Annotated in this window: 21 protein-coding genes; 10 read left to right on the top strand and 11 right to left on the bottom strand. The window is 41.5% G+C overall.

What is annotated here, in order from left to right; genetic code table 11:
- Nucleotides 1–74 precede the first annotated feature (74 nt).
- The 7 genes from zwf to H9X96_RS01350 all read right to left on the bottom strand — a co-directional run bounded on the left by zwf (nt 75) and on the right by H9X96_RS01350 (nt 6,507).
- Nucleotides 75–1,586 carry a glucose-6-phosphate dehydrogenase gene (gene zwf, locus H9X96_RS01380; protein ID WP_187664554.1) on the bottom strand — a complete coding sequence of 504 codons (1,512 nt, stop codon included), beginning with the start codon at nt 1,584–1,586 and terminating at the stop codon, nt 75–77.
- A 33-nt stretch (nt 1,587–1,619) separates the two neighbouring features.
- Nucleotides 1,620–3,032, bottom strand: a complete 1,413-nt coding sequence (gene gndA, locus H9X96_RS01375; protein WP_187664553.1) for an NADP-dependent phosphogluconate dehydrogenase — start codon at nt 3,030–3,032, stop codon at nt 1,620–1,622.
- A complete protein-coding gene (locus H9X96_RS01370; protein ID WP_187664552.1) occupies nt 3,032–3,793 on the bottom strand; it encodes an ROK family protein in 762 nt (253 codons plus the stop codon). The genes gndA and H9X96_RS01370 overlap by 1 nt, the downstream gene beginning before the upstream one ends.
- Nucleotides 3,794–3,897: 104 nt before the next feature.
- Nucleotides 3,898–4,203 carry a hypothetical protein gene (locus tag H9X96_RS01365; RefSeq protein ID WP_187664551.1) on the bottom strand — a complete coding sequence of 102 codons (306 nt, stop codon included), beginning with the start codon at nt 4,201–4,203 and terminating at the stop codon, nt 3,898–3,900.
- A 4-nt stretch (nt 4,204–4,207) separates the two neighbouring features.
- Nucleotides 4,208–4,924 (bottom strand): pirin family protein, encoded by a 717-nt coding sequence (locus H9X96_RS01360; protein WP_187664550.1) that lies wholly within the window; start codon nt 4,922–4,924, stop codon nt 4,208–4,210.
- Between the two features lie 10 nt (nt 4,925–4,934).
- A complete protein-coding gene (locus H9X96_RS01355; protein ID WP_187664549.1) occupies nt 4,935–5,570 on the bottom strand; it encodes an alpha/beta hydrolase in 636 nt (211 codons plus the stop codon).
- A gap of 1 nt (nt 5,571) precedes the next feature.
- Complete coding sequence (locus H9X96_RS01350) at nt 5,572–6,507, bottom strand: ring-cleaving dioxygenase (protein WP_187664548.1); 936 nt, start codon at nt 6,505–6,507, stop codon at nt 5,572–5,574.
- Nucleotides 6,508–6,747: 240 nt separating this feature from the next.
- On the opposite strand from H9X96_RS01350, the gene H9X96_RS01345 reads away from it, so the two are divergent.
- From H9X96_RS01345 to H9X96_RS01305, 9 genes are all read left to right on the top strand, one after another.
- Nucleotides 6,748–7,362, top strand: coding sequence for a sterol desaturase family protein (locus H9X96_RS01345; protein WP_187664547.1), 615 nt, complete (start codon nt 6,748–6,750; stop codon nt 7,360–7,362).
- Between the two features lie 128 nt (nt 7,363–7,490).
- Nucleotides 7,491–9,047 (top strand): alpha-L-fucosidase, encoded by a 1,557-nt coding sequence (locus tag H9X96_RS01340; protein WP_187664546.1) that lies wholly within the window; start codon nt 7,491–7,493, stop codon nt 9,045–9,047.
- An 873-nt stretch (nt 9,048–9,920) separates the two neighbouring features.
- Nucleotides 9,921–14,708: a collagen-like protein gene (locus H9X96_RS01335; protein ID WP_187664545.1), complete on the top strand. Its 4,788-nt coding sequence runs from the start codon at nt 9,921–9,923 to the stop codon at nt 14,706–14,708.
- 33 nt (nt 14,709–14,741) lie between these two features.
- On the top strand, nt 14,742–17,921 hold the full coding sequence (locus H9X96_RS01330) for a tail fiber domain-containing protein (RefSeq protein ID WP_187664544.1): 3,180 nt from the start codon (nt 14,742–14,744) through the stop codon (nt 17,919–17,921).
- Between the two features lie 18 nt (nt 17,922–17,939).
- The gene (locus tag H9X96_RS01325) at nt 17,940–19,136 is read left to right on the top strand and encodes a redoxin domain-containing protein (protein WP_187664543.1); all 1,197 of its coding nucleotides are present in this window, start codon (nt 17,940–17,942) and stop codon (nt 19,134–19,136) included.
- 34 nt (nt 19,137–19,170) lie between these two features.
- The gene (locus H9X96_RS01320; RefSeq protein WP_187664542.1) at nt 19,171–19,932 is read left to right on the top strand and encodes a gliding motility-associated C-terminal domain-containing protein; all 762 of its coding nucleotides are present in this window, start codon (nt 19,171–19,173) and stop codon (nt 19,930–19,932) included.
- A 16-nt stretch (nt 19,933–19,948) separates the two neighbouring features.
- The gene (locus tag H9X96_RS01315) at nt 19,949–20,854 is read left to right on the top strand and encodes a PorP/SprF family type IX secretion system membrane protein (protein ID WP_255430946.1); all 906 of its coding nucleotides are present in this window, start codon (nt 19,949–19,951) and stop codon (nt 20,852–20,854) included.
- Nucleotides 20,855–21,085: 231 nt separating this feature from the next.
- The gene (locus H9X96_RS01310) at nt 21,086–21,982 is read left to right on the top strand and encodes a hypothetical protein (protein ID WP_187664541.1); all 897 of its coding nucleotides are present in this window, start codon (nt 21,086–21,088) and stop codon (nt 21,980–21,982) included.
- A 339-nt stretch (nt 21,983–22,321) separates the two neighbouring features.
- Nucleotides 22,322–22,561 (top strand): helix-turn-helix domain-containing protein, encoded by a 240-nt coding sequence (locus H9X96_RS01305; protein ID WP_187664540.1) that lies wholly within the window; start codon nt 22,322–22,324, stop codon nt 22,559–22,561.
- 95 nt (nt 22,562–22,656) lie between these two features.
- Here H9X96_RS01305 and H9X96_RS01300 read toward each other — a convergent pair whose 3' ends face one another.
- The 3 genes from H9X96_RS01300 to H9X96_RS01290 form a co-directional block, all read right to left on the bottom strand.
- On the bottom strand, nt 22,657–23,139 hold the full coding sequence (locus tag H9X96_RS01300; protein ID WP_187664539.1) for a GNAT family N-acetyltransferase: 483 nt from the start codon (nt 23,137–23,139) through the stop codon (nt 22,657–22,659).
- Nucleotides 23,140–23,184: 45 nt separating this feature from the next.
- A complete protein-coding gene (locus H9X96_RS01295) occupies nt 23,185–23,985 on the bottom strand; it encodes a PAS domain-containing protein (protein ID WP_187664538.1) in 801 nt (266 codons plus the stop codon).
- A 132-nt stretch (nt 23,986–24,117) separates the two neighbouring features.
- Nucleotides 24,118–24,327, bottom strand: a complete 210-nt coding sequence (locus H9X96_RS01290; RefSeq protein WP_187664537.1) for a hypothetical protein — start codon at nt 24,325–24,327, stop codon at nt 24,118–24,120.
- A 218-nt stretch (nt 24,328–24,545) separates the two neighbouring features.
- On the opposite strand from H9X96_RS01290, the gene H9X96_RS01285 reads away from it, so the two are divergent.
- Nucleotides 24,546–25,439 carry a FecR domain-containing protein gene (locus tag H9X96_RS01285; protein ID WP_187664536.1) on the top strand — a complete coding sequence of 298 codons (894 nt, stop codon included), beginning with the start codon at nt 24,546–24,548 and terminating at the stop codon, nt 25,437–25,439.
- Nucleotides 25,440–25,531: 92 nt separating this feature from the next.
- Here the strand turns inward: H9X96_RS01285 and H9X96_RS01280 are convergent, their stop codons facing one another.
- Nucleotides 25,532–25,780, bottom strand: coding sequence for a hypothetical protein (locus tag H9X96_RS01280; RefSeq protein ID WP_187664535.1), 249 nt, complete (start codon nt 25,778–25,780; stop codon nt 25,532–25,534).
- Nucleotides 25,781–26,240 lie beyond the last annotated feature (460 nt).

Here is a 26,240-nt window from a genome sequence, read left to right as displayed (position 1 = left end):
AGCTAAAAGGCTAATCCTAAATCGGTGTAGACCGTATCAGGATTAGCCTCTTGAACAATGTTTATTTTATGTTTTTAATCTTCTTTCAATGGTAAAGTGAACCAGTGGAAGCCATCTCTGGCAATCAATGCTTCTGCATCTTCCGGACCCCATGAGTCTGCCGGATAATTCGGGAAACTCAATGATTTTTTAGTGCCCCATGCATTCACGATAGGCATCAACAATTCCCAGGCACTCTCTACCTGATCGGCACGCATAAACTGCGTTTGATCACCTGTCATGACATCCAATAACAAGGTTTCATAAGCTTCAGGAGCTTGAGAAGAATAGGTTCCTTTGTAATCGAACACCATATCCACAGGGTTTAAAACCATGTCTAAACCAGGTCTTTTCGCCTGTACCTGTAAACGGATACTCATTTCCGGCTGAATACTGATGATCAGCCTGTTTTGCTGCCAATGTTCAGTTACTGCAGAAGGGAATACCTGATGAGGTACATCCTTAAACTGAATCGTGATCAATGAAGAAGTCTGGAATAAGCGCTTTCCTGTACGTACATAGAAAGGAATGCCCTGCCATCTCCAGTTGTCCACGAAGAACTTAATCGCAGCAAAAGTTTCTGTATTAGAATCTGGATCAACACCGGTTTCATGCCTGTATCCCGGCACTTCTTTTCCTTCAACCCATCCTTTAGAATACTGTCCGCGGACCGTACTAAACCTGATGTCTTCTGGACTAAAAGGACGCATGGCCTTCAATACATCTACTTTTTTATTTCTGATCTCGTCAGCATCAAAGTTAATTGGCGTTTCCATTCCGATCAGACAAAGCAATTGTAACAAGTGATTCTGGATCATATCCCTTAATGCACCAGCACTTTCATAGTAACCACCTCTTTCGCCAACACCCAATTGCTCGGTCACAGAAATCTGTACGTGATCAATATAAGTACGGTTCCATAGCGGCTCCAGGAAGGAGTTCGCAAAGCGGAAAGCCATGATATTTTGTACCGTTTCTTTACCCAGGTAATGATCTATACGATAGATCTGTTTCTCGGTAAAGATGCCCGTTAGAATGGCATTCAGTTCTCTTGCAGTCTCTAAATCTCTTCCAAAAGGCTTCTCAATTACAATTCTACAATTGTCTTCATCACCTGCCAGTTCATATTCCGAAAGACATTTTGCAATCAGTGGGAAAAGGTTTGGTGCTACTGCCAGGTAATAAAGCACCTGTGTAGTTGGTCCAAATTCCTCCTGGAACTTTTCGATATTAGCTTTTAAAACACCAAAAGTTTCCGGTGCTTCCACATCTACAGGACTATAAGAAATATGTGCTGCAAATTTGCTCCACTTCTCTTCTTTTACCTTACCGGATCTTGAAAAGCTGTTTACACCGCTCATTAGTGTTTTTCTGAAGTCATCATCCGTAAGCTTCTTTCGGGCTGTACCAATAATCTCGAATTTTGACGGCATAAAACCATCAGCATAAAGATTGTAAAGTGCAGGCGCAAGTTTGCGCAAATTTAAATCACCGGTACCACCAAAAATTACGATTATGGTTGGGTTGACGTTGATGCTTGTTTTCATTTGTGAAATTGTTGTATTAGTTCACTGGGTTATTTATAGGTTGTTTTCGTTCCAGTTGGCATGGAAAATACCTTCTTCGTCTGTGCGCTCAAAAGTATGTGCACCAAAAAAGTCTCTTTGTGCCTGCGTTAAGTTTAAAGGCGAATTGGCAGTTCTCAACGAGTCATAATAAGTCAGGGCAGAAGCATAACAAGGTACCGAAATACCATGTTGGATGCCAGTAATGACCACATTTCTAGTTCCTGGCAGGATATCTTTTAGCTGTTTCTGGATATTTTCATCTGAGTATAAATGAGGAAGCTCAGGTTGTTTTTTATACGCCTGATAAATATCTTCTAGCAATACTGCTCTGATGATACATCCACCACGCCAGATCTGTGAGATCTCTTGTAAGTTCAGTTCATATTTATATTCAATAGAAGCTTGTGCTAACAAGTGTAAACCCTGAGCATAAGAAGTGATCATGGCAAAATAAAGCGCTTGTTCTAAATGTGCTTCAAATTCTTCGGTGTTTTCCACTTTTTGTGATGGATGAGGCAATGCCGCCCCTAAAGCAACGCGTAGCGTTTTGAATTTAGAAAGATCTCTTGAACTCACCGACTCATTAATCGTTGGAATCGGCAATTGCAAGTCCATAGAAACCTGAGAAGTCCATTTTCCAGTACCTTTAGATTTCGCCTGATCTTTGATCACATCAATCAGATAACCACCAGATTTCACATCTTTCACTTTGAAGATGTCTTTGGTCACCTCTAATAAGAAGGACTTCAATCTGCCGTTATTCCATTTATCGAAAGTAGCATAAATCTGCTCGTTGTTATAACCAAGGCTGTTTTTCAACAAGTCATAAGTCTCCGCAAGAATTTGCATGACACTGTATTCAATACCGTTATGCACCATTTTCACGAAATGACCGGAAGCACCAGGACCAATATAAGCCACACAAGGATCACCATTTACTTTCGCAGAAACTGCTTCTAGAATTGGTTTAACCGCGTTATAAGCTTCTTTATCACCACCTGGCATCATACTAGGACCAAATCTCGCACCTTCCTCACCACCAGAAATCCCCATACCGAAGAAGTGTAGTCCTTGCGCTGCAAGTTCTTCTGCTCTTCTGCTGGTATCTGTGAAATGAGAATTTCCACTGTCAATGATCAGGTCACCTTTATCCAATAATGGCACAAGCTCTTGAATTACACTGTCTACAATTGCACCTGCTGGTACTAGAAGAACGATTCTTCTTGGCAATTCCAAACTCTGTATAAAGTCTTCCAGTACGGCAAAACCTTTCAATTGATGTGCTTTTCCGTCCTCTTCCAGCTTCTTTAACATGTCAGGACTCTTGTCGTAACCGGTTACAGAATAGCCATTGTCGGCCATGTTAAGCAATAAATTGCGGCCCATCGTGCCCAGGCCAATCATTCCTAAAGTGTACTTGTTCATTATTTGCTGTTGATTTTAGGGTGAGTAGTAAATACATGAAATTTATCTTCCAGGTCCCATAGTTTTGCACCACCCTTGATTCCGTCTTTATTGGAAACCAGTATAATGTTAGGGTCTAATGGAAAAGTAATTTCTTTTGAATTGCCACCACCGATATATAGGGTGTCGTAATTAAATACGGTTTTATAAATTTCAATCACGCGTTGTAAGCGCTCATTCCATTCCTTTTTGCCAACCTTGTTAAAGCCTCTGTCGCCGATGTAATCGTCGTAGTCTTTATTCTTGCTGATAGGGAAGTGGGCCAGTTCCAGGTGAGGAAGCAGGTCGCCATCGTATAATAAGGCGGTCCCGAAACCGGTGCCTACTGTAAATACAATTTCAAAACCTTTTCCAGATACGACACCTAAGGCCTGCTGATCGGCATCATTCACCAAACGCACCGGTTTGCCAAAGGTATCACTGATCTGCTGGGCAAGATCTACATTGTTCCATTTTTTCTTTGCCAGATTAGGGGCAGTCATCACCACACCACACTTCACATATCCCGGAAAACCGATAGAAATTTTAACAAATGACTGGTCCAGCTTTGAAGCCAGATCCTTGATACATTTGATCACGACTTCTGGACTAGAGTTTTTTGGAGTAGGAATTTTGGTGTATTCAGAAAGGAGTTCCCCTTTAACATCTAAAATACAAGCCTTAATACTGGTTCCACCTATGTCGATGGATAAAATGTTGCTGTTTTTCTCTGCTGCAGGCATGTGTAATTGATGTAAAGATTGCTCGGTGTATTAATAACACTCAAAATAACAAAAAATCGACCATTTAAAGATGCTAAACGTCAATATAAAACAATAAAAAAACATTAGGCCTGATCCAGACCTTGTTTGATCTCTGTGAAAAGTAAGCCGCTCCCTCCTCCAAAGTGGTATACCACAGGGGTTTCGGGTCTTATTTTTTTAAGTTCTCTTTCCAGTTCCTGCTCCGCTTCCGGAGCCAAGCCTGCACCCATCAATACGAGGTCAAAAGTTCGGGAACGAAAGCTGTTCAGTGCTTCCGCTGCAGTTGCCGCACCGGCAACTGCAAATTCTCCGGATTTTTCAATCAATCGGATTAAGGTGGCTAAAATTTCCGTGTGACAGCACATCACCAGTATTTCTTTCTTTTTCATGGACTTAATAATTCATGGGTACTTCCATTAAGAGTACTTCCGCGTCTGTTAATATGTTGATGTCCAGTTTGTCAATTTCCCAGATCCCTAAACCATCACGTTCCGCCAAATCCTGACCGTTCAGCCGAATCGATCCTTTGATCACAAAAACATACACCCCGTTCCCTTGACGTTTCAAAGTATAGTCGGTTTTTAATCCAGCATCAAATTTCCCCAGATGGAACCAGGCATCCTGATAAATCCATACACCCGCATCGCTTTTATTCGGAGATAGAATCTGAATAAACTGGTTTGGCAATAAAGTGGTGTCGTATTGTTCTTGCTGATATCTAGGTGTTACATTCCTTTGATTTGGAAACAGCCAGATCTGTAAGAATTTGGCGGGCACATTTTCTTCCTTATTATATTCCTGATGGTAAATACCTGTTCCAGCACTCATCACCTGGATCTCTCCTGGTTCAATAATGGCTACATTGTGCATACTGTCTTCATGTTTCAAGCCACCTTCCAATACAATCGAAATGATCTCCATATTGTCATGAGGATGCTCTCCAAACCCGGTACCTCCATCAATTGTATCATCATTTAATACCCTTAATGCCCCAAACTGAATGCGTTCCGGGTTATAATTTCCTCCAAAGCTGAAGGTTTGAAAACTCTTTAACCAGCCATGATCTGCAATACTGCGGCTGTCTGCTTTATGTAATACGGTCTGTGCCATAATTGTAATCTTAACTATTTGTGATTTGAAAAACTAAGGTCCTGGCCAATTCCAACTCTGCTTTACTAATGGTATGAACTCTTCCTGGATAAATACTGACAGTAACCTGTGCATTCATTTCTTCCAGTATCTTTTTACTCTCATTTACCCTGGATACAGGTACATGCGGATCCGGATCTCCAGTGCTGATCAATATCGGCGTCTGGTTAAAATCTCCGGAATAATTGGAAAGGTCAAGCTGATCACCAATTAATCCACCTGTAAAAGCAACCACACCTCCATATCGTCCTGCATTTCTACTGACGTATTCTAAAGTCAGACATGCACCTTGTGAAAACCCTACAAAGAAGATTTTGTTTTGAGGGATCCCTTGTGCTTCAATTTCTTCCACTAGTGCTTTGAGGACTGATAATGCGGAATCCAGTGCTGGCTGATTTTCTGTAACCGGAGCCATGAAACTATAAGGATACCAGCTGTGGTTTGTAGCCTGTGGCGCAAACAATGCAGCATCATTTACCTGTAAATGTTGATTCAGGGAAAGGATCTCTGCTGCAGACGCGCCACGACCATGTAAAAAGATGATCGCTTTAGCTGCCGAATCCACAGGCAATCCGGCAGTAATGATGTTTTTATGATGGATATACATATTAATCTAGTTTTGGTAAAATACCTTCAATGATGGTACGGTTACTTTCGTATTGTGCAGGTAATTTTAAATGCGTGCCTAATTCTTCCAAAGGTTCATCGATAGTGAATCCCGGATTGTCGGTTGCCAATTCAAAAAGTACACCTCCTGGTTCGCGGAAATACAACGAGTAAAAGTAATTACGGTCGATTTTTTCCGTGATGTTCAAGCCCAATTTTACAATCTGATCTCTGAAATACATCAGCGTTTCCTCGTCTTTTACCCTGAAGGCAACATGATGTACAGTACCACCTGCCACATGACCGATTGCTTCACCAGGAGCTTCTACCAAATCTACAATGGCTGCATGTGCCACTGCATCTGTAATGAAACGGGAGCGATTTACCTCTTTAGTCAGCAATCTGTAGCCTAAAACACCAGTCAGAATTGCTGCGGTAGCCGCTATTTTATTGCTGGTCATGGTAATGTGGTGAAATCCATGCGTCGCATGTGCTTTCGTCACTTCTTTAGTTTCCCATTGCGGCCTGCTATCTGGAGTTTGCGCTTCTGTTAATTCAAATTTTAAGCCATCAGGATCTAAAAAGGTCAGGTATCTTTCTCCGAATTTTACCGCCGGTTTATTATAAATAACATTGTTCTCTTCTAATCTTTTTTGCCAGAAATCAAGACTTCCTGCAGGCACACTATAGCCAATTTCTGTCACCTGTCTGGTTCCGCGGCGGCCCGCGCCAATCCCTTCCCATGGGAAGAAAGTCAAAATGCTGCCTGGACTTCCATATTCATCACCATAGTAAAAATGGTACGTATTTGGATCATCAAAGTTGACAGTCTTTTTAACCAGCCTCAAGCCTAAAATGCGGGTGTAAAAATCATAATTTTTTTTTGCATTGCCTGCAATTGCAGTAATGTGGTGGATACCTAAAATTTCATTTTTCATAGCTCAATTCTTAAATTACATTACAAATTTACGGGTATGTATTTTCCTGGATCTTACCATATCGTAAGAAATACATTTTTTGCTTATCTTTAAGAAAGGAAAACGTAAGTCATACCTGAAATAGGTTCAGCTGTTGAGGATTAATTAATGTCATAAAATTTTCATAACTGACTATTGGGGGGTAAATGTTCAGGATTCCTCCCTAAGTTTGCGAACTTGTAAAAAACGAATTGCCATACGATGAAAAAGAATTTTATCTCCAATTCTCCGGAATCTATCAGAATGTTCAAGAGTCCGCTTTTAGAAAGTTTATCGAAGATCCCATATTTTGTGCCACTGCTGGTATACGTTCCTGTTATTGTCTATTTTTGCTGGCAGGCGGTAGTACTTAATTCGATACTTTCTGCGGTTGGTTATGTGTTATTGGGGCTTTTCATCTGGACATTTACAGAGTATGGATTACATCGTTTTGTGTTTCATTTCTATCCGAAATCTGAATGGGGGAGAAGGATTCACTTTATCTTCCATGGGGTACACCATGATTATCCGAATGATGCCCAACGATTGGTGATGCCGCCATCCGCCAGTATTCCTTTGGCTGCCGCTTTCTATTTTCTTTTCCGCGCAATACTTCCTGCAAATATGCTGGATGGTTTCTTTGCTGGTTTCATCATGGGTTATTTATTCTATGATATGACACATTATATGCTGCACCATGCTAAATTCAGTAATCCTTTCTGGAAAAAGTTAAAACAGCACCACATGTTGCACCATTATGATGATGCGACAAAAGGTTACGGAGTAACTTCTGATATTTGGGACAAAGTATTTGGTTCTGAACTTACCAAAAGATAATCAAAGATATTAATTGCCAAAAAAGCTTAACGTTTTGACAATTAACCCAAACTTTATACCTCAAATTCCTGCTTTCTTTGAATTGCCACCATATGATTTAACGGTGAGCCTATTTATCAACGCATACCATGAGAACAAAAGTTTTAGGAGCTAAAGTATTGACTCAAATTGCCGCAGTCTTTGCTTGTGGCGTCCTTGCCGGTTTACCGCAAAAAGGAGCTGCACAAATTTTTACAGATAAAAATTATGTCAAGATCAGCCCTACAGATACTGAAGCTGATATCATCAGGAAAGCAGCCAATGTAGTGCCTTCCCCAAGGCAGCTGAGGTGGCAGCAGCTCGAGCTGACCGCTTTTATCCATTTTGGAATCAATACGTTTACCAATAAAGAGTGGGGAGATGGAACAGAAGATCCTAAGATTTTCAATCCTGAGAAATTAGATACCCGCCAATGGGTAAAAGTATGTAAAGATGCTGGTTTCAAACAGGTGATCTTAACGGCAAAACACCATGATGGTTTCTGTTTATGGCCAAGTAAATACACGGAACATTCTCTGAAAAATAGTCCATGGAAAAATGGAAAGGGCGATATTGTGAAAGAAATGGCTGCCGCCTGTAAAGAGTTTGGCATCGGTTTCGGCATTTATCTTTCCCCATGGGATCGCAATTCCCCTTATTTCGGAAGCATGGCCTACAATGATTTTTTCATCAATCAATTAACTGAATTATTGACACAATATGGTCAGATCGATGAGGTCTGGTTTGATGGTGCCAATGGCGAAGGACCTTCAGGTAAAAAGCAGGTCTATGAATACAACAGGTGGTATAACCTGATCCGTAAATTACAGCCCTCGGCAACTATTGCTGTTTCTGGCCCTGATGTAAGGTGGGTAGGAACAGAAACTGGTTATGGCAGAGAGACGGAATGGAGTGTGGTTCCAGCAGATCAGATGCGTAATGAAGTGATCGCCGACAATTCTCAGAAAGCAGCAGAGTTTGCGCCAAGAGATATGATGGACAATGACCTGGGGGGCAGAGCGAAAATCGCAAAAGCAAAAAGCCTGGTTTGGTACCCTGCAGAAATTGATGTATCCATTCGTCCAGGATGGTTTCATCATCCGGCAGAAAATGATAAAGTGAAAACTCCTGATAAATTAATGGATATCTATTACAGTTCTGTTGGCCGTAATGGAGTATTGCTGTTGAATATTCCACCAGATAAAGAAGGATTGATCAACGAAAGTGATGTAAATGCACTAAAAGGTTTCAAAAAACAACTTGATGAAACCTTTGCCAATAATCTATTGAAAACAGGCAAGCTAACCGGTAGTAATCCAAAAAAAACAGCCCTTTTGTTTGATGGAAAAGACAATTCTTACTGGAAAATGAGCGGCAAATCGACACCTGATGTATTAGAATTCAAAATGGAAAAACCACAGAAATTTGATGTGCTGGCATTGCAGGAAAACCTGGAACTAGGGCAGCGTGTGGAATCCTTTGTGCTGGAATATAAGGAAGGGGAAACCTGGAAGAAAATCACCGAAGGTACGACCATCGGTTACAAACGTTTATTGCGTTTTCCGGCAGTGACCGCTAATGAGGTTAGACTGCGTGTTCTTTCCTCCAGACTGACACCCGCGATTGCTGAAATCGGATTATACCTTCGTCCTGTAGCCGCAAAATAGTAACTATAGGAATAGGATCTGACCTTTGTGAAAAGCTATAAACCAATAATGAAAAGATTGATTTTTTCGGCCTTAAGGATTTCAGCGTATTCGCTGTTCTAAACGCAGATATCATACATTTGCGAAGAGCTGATGGTAGGGATTGGGATGGATTGATGCAGGTGAATCCTCAGCTAAAAACGAAGGAGTATAATATTGCGCTTCCTGTGGTGATGAAACCATAAAGTTATACCTGGATAAAAATTAAGGAGTAAATTTCGAGACGAGAAATTGAAACGTGTTCTTCTGCCTCAAGAAACCAAGGTGTTTCGGTTAAAAAAGATAATTATAATATAAATAGCCTTCTTCGTCAATCGTCTGTTGATTAAGCGCCATACATTCTGTAGGGCGCCTGATAAGCTAAAGTCAATATAATGACCCTATAATTGAGGCTTTTGTTCTTTTTAGTTCAATTAATTTTGCAATACCCATAAATAGGTAAAATTAAAACACGTTGATGTTCAGTGTTTTAAGAAAAAATATTACAGACTGCATCAATTATTTTACTATAGTTACAATAATATTCCATTTATCTATATTAGCTTTGCTTCCGGATTGATGTTTTTTGTAAGATGTTGACCCACCAATATGTACAAAAAAGCAAATGCCATATTGTCCAATATTATGGTATTCATTATGTTTCCAGTAAAGAAAAAAGAACCGAAACGCCACAAAAATAGTCATGGTCCATGAACATACTTTGCTACACCTGTGGCCAATTATTTCCGGATATCCTTAAAAATATTTAGGAATGAATAAACCCCTTCACCAGAAAATTGGTGTTTTGGGTAAAACGCATATTATCACGATCTAAATTAACAATACCGTAATCTCATGAATAAAACAGTTAAGCAATACGCCATGCTTATTGGGTTGCTATTTGCATTTGGTGCAAAAGCTCAGGTAGGAATAGGTACTAACGTACCAGATGCCAGTGCGCAGCTTGAAGTACTCTCTACTTCCAAAGGTTTACTTATTCCTAGACTCACCCTTATTCAACGAGATGGGATCAATAATCCTGCCAATGGTTTGTTGATCTACCAAACCAATACCCTTCCAGGTTTCTATTATTTCAATAACGGGCAATGGCAGCGATTGGTGAATAACTCGGAATTAGGTGCTGGCGGCGGAACTGGAACTAGTGGGAATACCATTTTAAGTGGCGCTTCAACGCCTTCTCCAATGGTTGGGACCAATGGCGATTTTTACCTGCATTTAGGTAATAATAGCCTTTATGGGCCAAAAACAGCAGGAGCATGGCCAAATAATGGTATTTTATTAGTCGGCCCAAAAGGAGATAAAGGAGAGCAAGGACTGAAAGGCGATCAGGGGCTTAAAGGTGACCAGGGATTAGCTGGGCCACAAGGTTTAAAAGGTGACCAGGGACTTAAAGGAGAAAAAGGTGATCCGGGAGCTCCGGGGAATTCTTTACCTGGAACGGGGAAAGCAGTCACGTCATCTGGAACTATTGCTATTGGCAACGGAAGAGAAGCGGTGTTGACAGACGTAACCCTTGACCTGGCGGATAATGCGGTTACTTCTATTAAGATTGCAGATGGTTCTATCGCAAATGTTGATTTGGATAAGAAGAATATCCCCTTAAGCGGATTCGGTGCGGCGGCAAGGAATGTTTCTATGGGCGGTTTTAAATTAACAAATTTGTTAGATCCGACTAATAATCAGGACGCAGCAACTAAAAAATATGTAGACGATAAATTAGTGGCAGGTGGGACTATACCCATGTTGAGCTTCGATGCTGGATATAACCTGTCTATTAAAGGGAGCAATACAGTGAGTTTGGCCGATTTAAATCAAAGTCTAAGTCTGGAAGGGACAGTGATTTCGATCTCTGGACCAAGAAATAGTAAAGTAGATTTACAAGGTTTACTAGGGAATGGCGGTTCGGGAGGAAAACAAATAGCGAGTACCGTACCTGTAGACCCAAAGGGAGGGGTAACCTCCACTAACGTACAGGCTGCATTAGAAGAATTACAAGCAAAAATTACGACTGCAGCTGGTGGTGGGTTGACTTCCGTAAAGCATGACGCCACACTAACAGGCGACGGAAATGCAACACCACTGTCTATTGCCGACAATGCGATTACCGCTGATAAAATTAAAGATGGCAGCGTAACCGATGCTAAAATTGGAACCGTAAGCGGTGGTAAAGTAACTGGCAACATTGCTGGAAACGCCACAAATGTGACTGGGATTGTAGCCATTGCAAATGGCGGTACAGGAGCAACCAATGCCGCAGATGCCAAAACAAATTTAGGCCTTGGTAATGTAGATAACGTAAGCGACCTTGATAAACCGATCAGTACGCTAACGCAAACTGCACTGGATGCCAAAGAAGATAAAGCAAACAAAAGCACTTCTATTCTAACAGATGCCGCTTCAGATCTGAAATATCCATCGGTAAAAGCAGTGAAATCTTATATTGACTCGAAAGGTGCTATTGTAGATGCCACAACGACTGTAAAAGGTCAGTTGATGCTTTCTAATGACCTTGGAGGCACAGCGGATGCACCGCAGGTATTGAAAGTTGCTGGTGTAACTGCTGCCGACATAAAGAAGGGGGTAGACCTGGCAAATGCAGCAACTGCGGCCAATCTGGGTGAAACTATCGTGAAAAGAGATGCCAATGGTAATATTGTAGTCGGAAAAGTCACTGGCGATTTAATCGGGAATGCTTCTACTGCAACTTCAGCAACCTCGGTTACCGGAGTAGTTCAGGTGCCTAATGGGGGTACCGGCATTGTTTCTTATACACCAGGAAATTACATCAATGCATTGGATGCAACTACTTTACAGCAAAGAACACCTGATCAGGTGAAAGCAGATCTGGGCATTAATGCCAAGGAAGATGTGGCCAATAAAACAACAGATGGTACACTGGCTACCAATTCACCTAATAAATACCCTTCAGAAAGTGCGGTACGTACTTATGTAGAAGATAAAGTAAATGCGGCCGTAATCGGTGCAGGAGGAGTGCCAAATGCAACCGCACTTTTATTAGGTAAGGTGCAGCTCGCTGGAGATCTTGGAGGTATTGCGGAAGCACCTACCGTTCCCGGATTATTATTAAAAGAACCTTTAATCACTGTTTTACCTGTTGCAAAAGGTGGAACAGGATTGAATACCTATACCACCGGAGGAATCTTAATTGCAGAAACGCCAACGAAATTAGCACAAATTACTAAAACACAGTTAAAAGTAGACCTTGGCTTAGATAAAGTATCTAACGTCGCTGATCAGGACAAAGTCATTAGTGACGCGACTAAAACTGCCTTGGATGATAAAATTAACAAATCTGAAAAAGCAGCTAATGGTGGGGTAGCCACCTTAGATGGCAACGGAAAAATTCCTTCCAGCCAGATTCCTGCAATTTCTTTTTCTTCAGTAAATGTAGTGACTACCCAGGCAGAGATGCTGGCCATTTCAGGAGCTCAGGTGGGAAGTACAGTGATCAATACCAGCGAATCTAAAAGTTTTGTGCTGGCCTCACTTCCAGCGAGTACTTTAAACAACTGGAAAGAAATCCTTACGCCAGGTGCGGGTGTACAATCGGTAAATACAAAAACAGGAAATGTAACCTTAACGGCTGCAGATCTGGGCTTAAATAATGTAAACAATACCAGTGATGCCAATAAACCTGTAAGTATCGCTACGCAAGCTTTGTTAGATGATAAAGAGATATTGGCTAATAAAAGTTTAAGCATTACCGCAGATGGTCTATCTGATCAAAAATATCCAAGTGTAAAAGCCGTAAAAGCTTATGTGGATGCCTCCACTTCAGCAGGAGCGCCAGATGCAACCTTATCTGGAAAAGGTATTCTGCAATTGGCTGGTGATTTAAACGGAACGGCCATCGCACCTAAAGTTGCTTTTGTAGGCGGGGTAACTGCTGCACAGGTAGCCAGCGGTACAAATGCAGCCAATGCTGCCACCACAGCAAAAACGGCAAACACCATCGTTAAAAGAGATGGAACAGGGAAAATTGTTGGGGACCTGGAAGGAAATGCATTTTCGGCAACTACAGTTACGGGAACTGTAGGAGTAGCAAATGGCGGTACTGGTATCAATTCATACACTGCAGGAAATTATATCAAAGCAACTGGCGCAACCACCTTAGGGCAGGTGACGCCGGCAGCGCTTAAAACCGAACTGGGCATCGATACCAAAGAAGATATCAGCAATAAAACCCTCAGCATTACCACAGATGCTGGATCAGATATTAAGTACCCTACTGCGAAAGCCGTAAAAACTTATGTGGATGCTCAGGCTGCAGGTGGTTCACCAGCAACATCAACTACAAAAGGTATCCTGAAATTGGCAGGTGACTTAGCACATGCTTCAGGAACAGCAGATCTTCCTTTGGTCGCAACTGTTGGCGGGGCAACCGCTGCAAATATTAAATCAGGGGTAGACCTGGCTAATGCAGCAACTACTGCAAGTACGGCAAATACGATTGTCAAAAGAGATGGTACGGGTAGTTTTAATGCGACAACAGCAACTAAATTAAGTACACCAAGAACAATCAACGGAGTGAATTTCGATGGTTCTGCAAACATTACTATTCCTGGAACACCTGTGCCAACTGATCTGAATTATACAGTAGGCCCAATCAATGGTACCTTGCAATCTAGTACTGGAAATTCAGCAACGCTTACTGGTGCGACTGCCTCGGCCGCTGGATTAATGCCAGCAACTGATAAAGTTAAATTAAATAAAATTACCAGTCCGGTTGCTGCTGATGCGGGTAAAGTACTTACTGCTAATGCTTCGGGTGATGCGACCTGGGTAACACCAGCAGCAGGTGGTGGTGCTACATATACCTTGCCTGCAGCTACAGCTGCTGCGCTGGGTGGGGTAAAAACAGGTGCCGGAATTGCCATTGATGCAGCCGGAGTAATTTCTACTAAGACGGATCTTACTTATACTGCCAGTGCCACAAATGGAACGATCAATAGTTCTACAAGCAATGTTGCTGCCGTGATTCCTGCAAGTTCAACTACTGAGGCAGGTTTAATGTTACCAGCTGAAAAAAGCAAATTGACGCCATATCCGATCGTTACGGCTGCAGATAAAGATAAAGTGTTAACAGTAAATGCTGCAGGAACTGCCGCAACATGGGTTACACCGACTGCAGGTGGTGGTTCAGGCGGAGGCTCAGCCCCAAGAATTTATGCTCCACAAGGTGCTTCCTATGTAAGGGCAAAATCTTTTGGGTCATCAGAGGTTACCGTGACCCAAAAGGAAGGGCCAATCGCTGGAGTGAAGAATTTATTTACCATTACAATTCCAGACGGCGTGACCCTACAAACAATTCGCTTTAATATTGATAATGTTCTGCTAGGGAGAAACCCTTCAGATCCGCCACCTACAATTACATTCGAAATTAAAGATTTAAGTGGTAAGGTCAATAACTCTATAGATGATCTTTGGATCCCTTCGTCTCAGGCTTCATTTGATAGAACATCAGGGGAGTTTCCTCATCCTTATAAAACTAGTGGCGTAGGTAGAGTTCAATTTACTGTAGAAGGCGTATCAGGAGGGACAGCAACTCTTAAATACGCAGGTGATACACAAAAAACGTATACAGTAGTACTTGGCTTCTAATCGAATTTTTATCAAATGGTTATCGGATTAATTATGAAAATAAATAAGTGCTTTTCTATTACCTTGAGCTTAATATTTTTTGCTCTAATTGGTCATGCACAAACACCATTTGCTGGAAGGTTTTATTTGAGCGGAGCATCGGATGTTGTTTCGACGTCGACCTCTAATTATTCTATTGAAGGAAAATTTACAGATTTAAGTTACACTTACTCTGCATCTGATATTTTAGTTGGAGATGTGATTGTTGATAATGTGGGCCTGACTTATAGAATTGATAAAATTACTAGTTTAAAGGGCAGCCAGATTACAGCTGATGTCACATATTTGCGGGGAGCAGCCGTGGATTACATGACTGATCCTACGATTTTTAGTTATGGAGTTTTGTTTCGTCCCACTTCCAAGGGCTATGCATTAGCCTTTCTAGATCAGGATTATATGAATGAAGCCCTGAGGGTGGCTATTCAAAACTCAGCAATTATGGATATTGACAGAGATATCAGAGCCTTTAAATCCGGTAATGAAACTGAAATTCCCAAAGACGCTAAATTCGGTGATATTTTCTATAATGTAACCGACAAAAAACTTTATGCCTTTACAGAAAAAGGCTGGATCACTCTAGGCGGTGGCGTCATTGCAAGCGGCACTAAATCCGAGTTCCCAAATCCTGCAAAAGCAGGGGAGATGTTCTTCAATAAAGACGATAACAATACCTATATCTACAATGGTGCATTATGGTTTAAAATATCCACCAATGGATCTACACCTACCGGAAATACCAATCCTGATCCTTTAATTGTAAAAGTCAGAGAAGGAGATTTGTTTTATAACCAGGCTGATCATAAACTGTACGTATACAATAGCATCGGCTGGGTGTCGATAGACAATGTACTGAGTGAAGGTCATATTTTTGTGGGCAATGCTTCCAATGAAGCGATTTCTGTTCCTTTATCCGGGGATGCAACGCTAAGCAGTGCGGGTAAACTGACCATTAATAATTTAGCCGTGATCAATGAAAAACTGGATAAGTCCAATATCCCATTGAGTGGTTTCGGTTTTCCAATAGCGGATATTAGGATGGGGAATGGGACCAGTAATTTCGCGATCAAAAATCTAAAAGGCCCATCTGTAGCGAGTGATGCCGCAACCAAAGGATATGTGGATGCGCTGTTCGCAGATCCGGCTACCTTAGTATTGCCATCCAATAATTTTTTTGTAGGAAGTGCCTTAAATGTGGCTACCCCAACTCCAAAAAACCTGATCCCGATTTCTGGATTTGATAAAGCCGTAGACAATGTGTCTATGGGGGTAAGCGGAGCAGGAGCGAAATTTAAAATCGTCAACCTCGGAGAACCTGTAGATCCTCAGGATGCAGCTACTAAAAATTATGTAGATAACAGAACCATTAATCCCAACAAAATTACGCTAGCTAAAGGAAGCTTTTTAATCGGTAGTGACCTAAACGTGGCGAGCCCAATTCTAAAAAGCGGCATTTCAATCACTGGGTTTGCTGCCCCAACTAAGGAACTTTCTATGGCTGGTTTTAAAATTACCGATTTGAAAGCCCCAGAGGCCGACTTGGATGCCGTAACTAAAAAATATGTGGATGAACTGAAAATCTCAGGTTCCAGCTTAAACTTAACCACAGGCAACTTTTTTGTAGGTGATGGCAATGGGAAAGCAGCAGATGTATTAAAAAACACAATCCCTTTAAGTGGCTTTGCGGCACCTATTACAAGTGTTTCTTTTGGAGGTGTGGTATTGACTGACCTTGCTGAACCTAAAGTAGAAACCGACGGAGTAAATAAAAAATATGTAGATGGTCTTTTCAAGGCTCTGGAAACAGCGTTGAGTCTCCCTGAAGATAATATGTTTGTTGGGAATGCTACAGGAAAAGCCACAGCTATTCCTAAAGTGCAAATTCCCCTGAGCGGATTTGCTAAGCCAATAGCGAATATTGAAATGGGAGATGCAGATAATAGGTTTCAGATCAATTTTATGGCTGATCCGAAACAACCCCAGGATGCTGCAACTAAAGCTTATGTAGATCTTAAGGTGGCTAATCCTGCAACGATGACCTTAGCTACGGATCATATCCTGGTCGGAAATAGTGTAAATAAGGCAGAAGCGATAAAGAAATCAGCCATATCGCTGAGCGATTTTGCTCTTCCAAAAGCAGACATTTCTTTCGGCGATGGGACCACAAATTTTAAATTGGTTAACCTTGCTGATCCGGAAAATGATCAGGAAGCGGCAACAAAAGCCTATGTGGATTCAAAAACTGCAGGAACAGGCCTTCCTGCTTTATCAGCTGGGAAATTTTTCATTGGTAATGCTTTAGGTAAAGCTTCCGAAATTGATAAATCAGCGATCTCCTTAACTGGATTTGGCGTGCCTACATTGCCCTTGGCAATGGCTGGTGTAAAAATTACCGGTCTTGCGGATCCTAGCGATGCACAAGATGCAGTCACTAAGAACTACCTGGATACAAAGTCATTTAACCCGGATGCAATCGCTCTGAAAAAGGATTACTTTTTAATTGGTAACACAGTAGGTAAAGCTTCAGAAATTGAAAAAACAGCAATCCCACTTACTGGATTTGGCTTGCCATTAAAAGACCTGGATATGGGTAATTTTAAACTAAGCAATGTTGCCGATCCTACTGAAAAACTAGACGCCGTAAATAAACAAACCCTGGATGCAGGATTAACTGCTGCGGCAGCTGCCGGAAAAGACAATCTGGGTAACCATACCGCCACCACCAATGTGACCCTTGCTGGAAATGCCATCAGCGCCGATGGTATGACAGGAAAAGGCGTCACTTTTGAAACCGATGGGAGTGCCATTTTTGCACAGAATTTAACCATTCGCGCTAACTTTTATACCCCTTCAGACCGCAGGTTAAAAGACCATATTGAAACTCTAAGCTCCACCCTTGAAAAGATCGATCAGATCAGGGGAGTGAGGTTCGAATATAAAGACCAGCGCAAATATGCGGCAGGACCAAAAGTCGGTGTCATCGCTCAGGAGCTGCAAAAAGTATATCCTGAAATGGTGACGGAAGGCAAAGATGGTTTTCTAAAAGTAGACTACACGCAGCTGACAGGCATCCTGATTCAAGCCATAAAAGAACAACAAAAAGAAATTGAGGATTTGAAAGCGCAAATGAATAAACAACAGGAGCAGATCGACCAGATCCTTAAAAGATTAAAATAATAAAGAATTGAAGCTGTAATGAAGAGCAATAAACCGTTTAAAAGTGTCGTCCTGATTGCTGCCTTAACAGGCTTGATGTCTGTTGCTGTACAGGCACAGGATGTCAGTTTAAAAATACATTTATCTGGGGCAGCCAAAAGTAAGATCTCTTTACTTTCTCTAACTGGTGCTTCCATTAAAACGGTGGTAGAACACCCTTCAATTCACAAAGGACAAACGGCAACATTGAGCGTTCCAAAAGCAGTGCTGCCTGCAGAATTTGTATTGCGTTTTGACTTCCAGGAGCAAGATAGCAGCAATCCATATCCTTCGGAAAAACACATTTTCATTAGTGATCAAAATCTGGAGTTATGGGTGAAACCAAAATCCCTGAATAATCCTGACAGTACTTATTTCCAGAAGGACGAAAGGGAAAATACCCTAATGACCCGCTTTACAATGGAGAACTTCAAGAAAAGAGAGCAGCTCGGTTTAATACAAAATTTCCTGATGAATTATGACCAGCCGACTTCTAAGTTTTTCCAGATGGGCAGTGCTGAGTATGACAGCAGACGTGAAGTCTATAACAAATGGTTAGCCGCACAAACCGAACACTATAAAACAAGTTTCGTGAGCAACACTTTTGTGTTCCAGCACATCCCGCCAATTGTTTGGAACGGAACCGAAACGGATCGGCTGAACAGTGCAATTGACCATTACTTTGATGGCATGAATTTCAAGAATCCTGCCATCCTTCAAACCAATGAACTTAAGGAATGGATGAATAAATATGTGAACATTTACGGCGCGATGTCTACTACCATGGAGCTCCGTGATTCCTTGTTTACCCTTGCCGGAAAGAGGGCCATTGAAAAAGCAAAACTTGGGAATCCCCAGGTTTACGGATGGATGGTAGACTACTTTTATAACGGCTTTGAAAGTTTCAACATGACCGCCGGCATTAAAATGCTGGAGCCTTACCTGAATGACCCTGCCTGCTTAACCAGTAAAAGAAAAGCAATTGAGCAGCGATTGAAAGGAATGGAGACTTTAACTGTCGGTGCTGTAGCCCCTAACTTCAACTGGAATCTAGCATCTGGAAAAACTGTGCCTTTCCACGACTTTAAAACAGAAGCCAAATATAAACTGGTGCTGTTCTGGTCGGCCGATTGCCGGCATTGCAAAGAGCTGATGGAAAAACTACATCCCTGGTATCAAGAAGCAGAAATGAAATAATAAACAGAGATAAAAGGGATTAAAATAGACAATAATGAAGAAAATAATCGCATCACTTGCCCTCAGTTTCCTGCTTTTGCCCGCAGTAACCTTGAAGGCGCAGTTAAAAGTGAATTCGGAAAGTCTTTTTATTCAAAATGGAACGGTATTCAGTACGGAAGGATTAACCCTGGTACCGAGTACTGATTTGCAATTGAATAACCTAACGATCAGTAAACAGCCTTCGGTAGTGATTTTCCCAAAATTCAATAGCATTCAAAGGATGTATCGGTTCAGTAAACCGGTCAGCTTTGAAGGGGAGTTAGCCTTGAGTTATGAGAATGTGGAATTGAATGGGAATGAAGCTAAAAATCTGGTGCTGACCTATGCACCCATGACCAGCAACAATGCCAAAGATTTTATGCAGGTAACGGAAAGTGTAGTGAACACAGACCAGCGATACATTGGTCAGCTCTTTGCCAAGGCGATCCTGCTTTCAGATGTTACTGCGGTAAGTATGGCCCTTTCTGTCGCTAAACCTTATGCAGATCTGGAAGGAAATAACATGATCACCCCCAATGGTGATGGGAAAAACGATACCTGGATCGTGAAGAATATCCAGCTCTATCCAAACAATGAGCTGAAGATTTTTGACCGCGAGGGCAGGGTCGTATTCAGTATGTTTGGCTACGACAATTCCTGGGATGGAATGTTTAACGGGATTCCACTTCAAGAGGATACCTATTATTATATCCTGACTCTAGACTCTGGGAAGGGTAAGAAAACAGGCTTTATTTCTATAGTAAGAGACAAATAATCAGATAAAATTGATCATGATGAAATTAGTAGTGCGGAGGATTTTAGTTACTGGAAGTATAATGATGGGGCTGTTTGCAGCTGGGCAAAATGCTCAGGCACAGATCAGACCTTTGGGTGCCCAATATTACGAAAATCAATACCTCAGTAATCCGGCATTTGCGGGGATGAATGAAGGCTTAAATGTAAATATCGGTTACCGTAACCAATGGAGATCCATTCCAGGGTCGCCAGTCACCATGTCGCTAACCGGTGATTATCGCTATGAAAAAGTAGGACTGGGACTTTCTGTTTACAACGATAATGCAGGATTGATTGGACGTACCCGCGTGATGGGAACTTATGCGTATCACTTATCTTTAAATGGTGAAAATAGAAGCCTCCATTTCGGTGTTTCTCTGGGCATGATGAAAGAAAAGTTAGACAACAACAACATCATCGCGGCGCCTGATGATATCTCTGCACAGAATTTCAATCAGCGCAAAGCATTTATAGATGGTGATTTCGGAATTGCCTTTACCAACGAAAGGTTTACCCTGCAGGGAGCGCTGCCGAACTTAAAGAAATTCATGCAGAAGGACGATCAGAATACGGTAGACGGCTCTACTTACTTTGTAGCCGCTTCCTATAAAATCGGCACCAGTCTGGATGTCGTTTCTATAGAACCAAAAATCAGTTTCAGAGGTGCTAAAGACATTGATAACATCTGGGATATCGGAACCAATGTGAAGCTGGAAAATAATATTCTTTCCTTTTTAGGGATGTACCATAGCGACAAAAGTTCCAGTTTTGGTGTAGGAATTGCCTACGACAGATACGTGATTCAGGGTTATTATACCAGTCAGCTGGCCGGTGAACGTCAGCGTACTGGTGGAGATTTTGAGATCAATATCAAGATTAAGCTATTCAACGAAGGAAAATAAAACTGTCTTCATTTTATACATTAGTGCTCTACCATTGAAAAGAATTCTGTACGCTGTATTTCTATTTTTACTTTTTCTAGGGAATACTGCGATTGCACAGCATTCTTTTAGCATAATGAACGGTATACCGCATTTAGCGGTGGTAGATCAGCGCAGCATCAGCAGTCCTAAAACTGGAATGCTGATTTACAGCATTGTGCAGGCAAAACCTCTAATCTATAACGGCAGCAGTTGGGAAACGCTGTGTACGAATACCATGCAGATGGCAGCGAAGCTGGCGATTGGACTCCTGCGCAGGATCCTTGTGTACTGCTGCTGGGTTCAGGATGGAGGATGCCTACTTTTACAGAATTTAAGACCGTCATCTCCGTTCCAAAGGCCTGGGGCCCTAGAGCTGATGCTTACAACTCTGCCCTGAAACTCCATGCTGTAGGAACTTTCAATAACGCCGGTATTTTTACAAACCGTACCAGCCTTTTTTACTGGTCAGGAACAAGTATTGCTGCGACAACTGGAAAGGCAATCTACCAAAGTGGTTCATTTAATACCAATGATAACAATAAAGCAGAAGCCCTGCCAGTACGCTGTATTCGTGATGAGATCACAGCGACTTTACCTTCGGTGAGTAATGTTGCAGTACCGGTTTCAGGTATGACTGCTGATGGGGCAAGCACTAATGCCACAGTGAGTGCTGCAGGAACGGCAGCAGTAACTAGCAGCGGTATTGTATGGAGTACAACGAACAAGATTCCAACTATTGCGGATCAATCGCTGGCCAGCGGAAGCGGAACCGGTGGTTTTACAGTAGCAATGACTGGATTAACGGAAGAAGTAACCTACTATGTAAGGGCCTTCGCACAAAACAGTGTAGGAATTGTCTATAGTCCTGAAGTAGCTAGTTTTAAAATATGTAACCCTTTTACTGTGATTCACAGAGCTGGATTTAACGGTGCACCAGTGGATAAAACGATTACTTATAAAGTCATCAGCAGTAATATAATCGGAGATCCTCGCTGCTGGTTAGCCCAGAATCTGGGCACTACACAGCAGGCAACTGCCCATAACGATGTCAGACTAGAATCTGCAGGCTGGTATTGGCAGTTCAATAGGGTACCACTCTGTACTTAAACTTCATCCTGCGGGAACGGTTGGAAGTACCGGTAGCTTTACCTCTCGGTATACCTTTTATTATTGGTCGGGAACAGGAAGTACGGCAACCGCTGGTAAAATGATGTACCATAACGGTTCATTCAGTACCTCGGATAGCAATAAAGCAGAGGCCTTGCCAGTACGCTGTCTGAAATAATCAGCTGAAATTGGTGTTTGCGTTTTCTACTTTTTTTGTCTGCGGTTTATACTTATTTCAAGGCGAAAAACACTCCTTTTTTACTTTAAAGTCAGAATGTCTTGAGGTTGTGGCCTGGATTGTACTAATTCTTGCTAGATTTAATCAAGATCAAACAAAATATGCAATTTGGAAATGCTTTAAGGATCCAGAGAGTCATCAAAGGCTATACTCAGGAGTACATGGCCGAGAGGCTTAACCTTTCTCAAAATTCCTATTCTAAGCTGGAAAGAGGTCTGACGAGTCTGACGGTAAGTCGGCTATATCAAATCGCGGGGATATTGGAGATTTCTGTTCAAGATATCTTACCAGCTGAGCAGCCTGGAAATACTGAAAAATCTGATAGTGCTGCTAATGTTTAGCACTATCAGGACTTAGTTCTCGGTTTTTTAAAACATTCAAGACTGAGCAGAATGCAGCTTTCCATCCAGTAATTTTATTATGATAATCTATATGATTATAATATCATTTGCCAATAACTGACATCTATCCATTTATTGAATTTATAGCCGATTTGGCTCAGGTGGGCAACTTTGCTGAAACCTAGTCGTTCGTGCATCCTGGTACTCTTTTCATTGGGCATTAAAATTCCGGCTACGATAGAATGGATTTTCATTTCCCGTAACTCCTCAATCAGTTTCTTATAAAGTGCAGTACCAGTCCCTTTATCAATGGCCTCCGGATTGAGGTAAATAGCCGTACTTACCGTAAAACGATAGGCAGGATTTTCTTTCCATGCGGTAGCATACGTGAAGCCTAGAACCTGTCCTTCTTTCTCATACACGAAGCATGGGTATTTGTGGATCACGGGATTCAATTTATCCGCAAATTCTTGCTCATTCAAAGCTACTTCGTCAAAAGTAAGTAGTGTATTTTCCACATAGTGATTGTAGATCTCCCTCATCGGGTTAAGATCTGATGGTTTAAACTGCCGGATCATTTTAAGGAAATTGTTGGTTTGATGCTGGGATCAAATGTACATAATTTATTTTACTGCGGCCGCCTCATTGATCTGATGAATGATAAGATCCAGGTTGACAGCGCTTTGGCGAAGGTATTTTATCAGTTCCTGTTGTTCTAATGCATTTTTCTCCTCCATCAGCAATTCTGATAAGGCTAAAATCGAAGCCACCGGCTTTCGGATTTCATGGGAATTAAACCAGGAAACCGCCTTTAATTTCCGGTGCTGCTGGACGATCAGGTCTTCGCGGTGCTTGCTGTCGTCAATGTTATTCTCTACAGAAATATAGCCCTCTAATCCACCATCTATATTGAACATAGGAGAGAGGTTAAATTGCGACCAATACGCTTTCCCATCTTTCGTGTAATTGACCAGTTCTCCGCCGAAAAACTCCTTATTAGCAATCGCCATGTTCAGTTTTCTCACCACTTCAGCATTGGTTTTCGGACCGTATAAAAGATTGGAGTGTGTTTTTCCCAATGCTTCCTGCATAGTATAACCGGTAATGTTGACAAATGCCCGGTTTACCCAGGTGATTTTTCCGCAAGTATCAGACATGATGATCAGGTTATTCATCTTATCGACAATCTCTGCCATCCTTTTATTGTCTACTGCGGCAATTCGTTCCCTTTCTTTCTCAATCAGATGGTAGAGGAGAAATGCAGTAGCCAGAATGTATAAAATTCCTTTTAGGGAAGAAGTATACCAGGTCAGCTTAGGACTGAGTTCGGAAGCCAGGGAATTTAAAAGGTAATCGCTACCTGTAATCCATAAAATACCAACTACGATATAAATGATAGGAATTTTATAGTTTCTTGTCTTCAAACTGCTGATGTTGCTTTAGAATAAATTAGGGTAACCCACTCAGCTGCAAATGTATTAAAAAAATGAAACTCGGGTTAAATTTATAGTAATCTTATTTAATAAGCCAAAGTTAAGCCGCTTGTCAATATGGAATTACCGCTCGTCAATAATATTTCTCCAAGGCAGTAATCTTGACGTTATTCGCCGAAAAATATATTTATTTACTTTTGGGGCAGAAAGAGAAAGTTTGTTGTAATTAGCCCCTGCTTTTAACCCTACATGAATTGGGTTGATGTCCTGAGATTTTGCAGTGTTCGCCAGCATCATTAAAGCAATGGCAGGCAATAAAAAATGTTTTTTCATTTGAATGATAATTAAGATTTAATGGGGAAGGACCTTTTTAACTGCCTTCCTTTGTCCTGCAAAAAGGAGAATAATTAAAAAAACCAGGAAAAGAATTTGATGAAGGGTAAAGGAGCGTTGACCATCGGCAAGAAAAGGGCTGTTTTAAATTTATTTTAGGGTGAAGAATTAGAATAGTAGATTGCAGACTCAATTTTAAGAAGCGCTGAATCATGGCTGTGAGCAAAGAAACCCAACCAGAAGTCATTTTATCGGAACCGGTTTCTACCGCCCTGCCTCAGTTTTTACAGGAAGAGGGCCAATCGAAAGACCTTATTCCTTTGTATAAGAGGCGTAGTTTTGTACGGATATGGTATGCTTCTGCAGCAGCAGTATTACTGGTGATGGGCCTTGTTTTATTTCATCATGATCAGGAAGAACGTAAATTAGAGCTTGCCTTTGAGAAAGAACAGCAGCAGTATCAAGTGTACAAATCTCCATTCGGAGAAAGAATGAATATCACCCTGCCAGACCACTCCAAGGTGATCCTAAATGCCAACAGTATCCTGAAAGTACCCCGGGGTTACCATAAAGACAGTCGGAAAGTAGTGCTATTGGGTGCAGCTTATTTTGATATCCTTCCTAATGCTGAATTGCCATTCAATTTGGAGTCTTCCGATATGAAAGTTACCGTATTGGGTACGAGTTTTTACATGCGTGCCTATCCGAATGAATCCGGACAGCAGGTGGAACTTCTTAATGGTAAACTAAAAGTTCAGAAAGCTTATAAATCTACCCTCGACAATCAGCCGGAAATTCTCCTCCCTGGAGATATGGTGATGCTGAACAGATCCGTAGACCTGATGGAAAAGGAAACTTTCGACGTTCAGCAGCGTGAAGCCTGGGTCAAAGGCCAGCTGAAATTCAAAGATGCCAGCTTTAGCGTGGTCGTTACTGCTTTGGAAGATTGGTACGGCGTGCCAATTGAGATTCAGGGCGACCAGAAATCTGCTGTTAAATTCTCCGGAACTTATGAAAACGAATCTTTAGACCGAGTACTCCACATGTTCAGTTTAGCGACGAAATGTAATTTCAAGATAGCAGAAGAGAAGGTCATTCTCCGATTCAAATAATGTGATGATAGGGCCGCAGTCTTAAAAAAATAGTTTTCCTGATCACCTTCGAAGAGGGCAGCAAAACAGCTTCGGGTTAAATGGGTCTTAGCTTAAGAACTCGCAGCTTCCAGGTAAGGAATTTCAATATCTTTAACCAGGGAGTATTCCTTATCCTCATAATTCCACTCTAAAGTGACCTTCCATCTTCCTTTTGCAATGTGGTCCAGAGAAATTTCCAAAATTCCTTCAGCATCACTGCGGAGGTATTTAATGATGGGCTTTCTTATGATTTTATCTTTATTAACAAAAAAGACTTTTACTGCAACCTGATGATCAAAACACATATTAATCTTTGCCATAATGCCCGGTATTTACTTAAATGAGTTTTAATAGTAAAGTTATTGGAAGAACGTTTGAGGGGAGGAAATGTTTTGCCGGTTTTTCATGTACATGTAATTATGTGGCTGTAGATCAGTGTTTTTTGAAATTCTTGGCTGATGGACTCCTTAGGTGTTTGGAAGATAGGATGTGGTCGGGAAGAGACCTGCATTTTTATAGCTGCAGGAGGGGGCTCGGTTAGGGTCTGGATAGCAGAGAATAAGGCAACTCTAGCTGAACCCTACGCGAACCCCTTCCGCCCTCTATTATAAGGCCGATCTCTTCCCGAACACTACCAGACCACTAACCGGTAAACTTTATCCCTGTGTCTTATCCTGATCATGAATTGATAATCTACAAAAAAAAATATTGGAGATTATATAAATCTTTCCCGAAATCCTATAAAACTCTTCTTGTAGTATTGAGGTACCTTTGTCTAAG

It is taken from the genome of Pedobacter sp. N36a (genome assembly GCF_014472395.1).
Lineage (GTDB): Bacteria > Bacteroidota > Bacteroidia > Sphingobacteriales > Sphingobacteriaceae > Pedobacter.
Note: the sequence above shows the minus strand (reverse complement) of the source record. Positions and strands in the feature narration are given on the sequence as shown.

Excerpts from the sequence above, each read along its gene's own strand:
- H9X96_RS01355 (WP_187664549.1), bottom strand. The coding sequence starts at position 5,570 with ATGTATATCCATCATAAAAACATCATTACTGCCGGATTGCCTGTGGAT.
- H9X96_RS01300 (WP_187664539.1), bottom strand. The coding sequence starts at position 23,139 with ATGATCCGGCAGTTTAAACCATCAGATCTTAACCCGATGAGGGAGATC.
- H9X96_RS01305 (WP_187664540.1), top strand. The coding sequence starts at position 22,322 with ATGCAATTTGGAAATGCTTTAAGGATCCAGAGAGTCATCAAAGGCTAT.
- gndA (WP_187664553.1), bottom strand. The coding sequence starts at position 3,032 with ATGAACAAGTACACTTTAGGAATGATTGGCCTGGGCACGATGGGCCGC.
- H9X96_RS01370 (WP_187664552.1), bottom strand. The coding sequence starts at position 3,793 with ATGCCTGCAGCAGAGAAAAACAGCAACATTTTATCCATCGACATAGGT.
- H9X96_RS01290 (WP_187664537.1), bottom strand. The coding sequence starts at position 24,327 with ATGAAAAAACATTTTTTATTGCCTGCCATTGCTTTAATGATGCTGGCG.
- H9X96_RS01280 (WP_187664535.1), bottom strand. The coding sequence starts at position 25,780 with ATGGCAAAGATTAATATGTGTTTTGATCATCAGGTTGCAGTAAAAGTC.
- zwf (WP_187664554.1), bottom strand. The coding sequence starts at position 1,586 with ATGAAAACAAGCATCAACGTCAACCCAACCATAATCGTAATTTTTGGT.
- H9X96_RS01345 (WP_187664547.1), top strand. The coding sequence starts at position 6,748 with ATGAAAAAGAATTTTATCTCCAATTCTCCGGAATCTATCAGAATGTTC.
- H9X96_RS01340 (WP_187664546.1), top strand. The coding sequence starts at position 7,491 with ATGAGAACAAAAGTTTTAGGAGCTAAAGTATTGACTCAAATTGCCGCA.
- H9X96_RS01365 (WP_187664551.1), bottom strand. The coding sequence starts at position 4,203 with ATGAAAAAGAAAGAAATACTGGTGATGTGCTGTCACACGGAAATTTTA.
- H9X96_RS01360 (WP_187664550.1), bottom strand. The coding sequence starts at position 4,924 with ATGGCACAGACCGTATTACATAAAGCAGACAGCCGCAGTATTGCAGAT.
- H9X96_RS01335 (WP_187664545.1), top strand. The coding sequence starts at position 9,921 with ATGAATAAAACAGTTAAGCAATACGCCATGCTTATTGGGTTGCTATTT.
- H9X96_RS01325 (WP_187664543.1), top strand. The coding sequence starts at position 17,940 with ATGAAGAGCAATAAACCGTTTAAAAGTGTCGTCCTGATTGCTGCCTTA.
- H9X96_RS01350 (WP_187664548.1), bottom strand. The coding sequence starts at position 6,507 with ATGAAAAATGAAATTTTAGGTATCCACCACATTACTGCAATTGCAGGC.
- H9X96_RS01315 (WP_255430946.1), top strand. The coding sequence starts at position 19,949 with ATGATGAAATTAGTAGTGCGGAGGATTTTAGTTACTGGAAGTATAATG.
- H9X96_RS01320 (WP_187664542.1), top strand. The coding sequence starts at position 19,171 with ATGAAGAAAATAATCGCATCACTTGCCCTCAGTTTCCTGCTTTTGCCC.
- H9X96_RS01330 (WP_187664544.1), top strand. The coding sequence starts at position 14,742 with ATGAAAATAAATAAGTGCTTTTCTATTACCTTGAGCTTAATATTTTTT.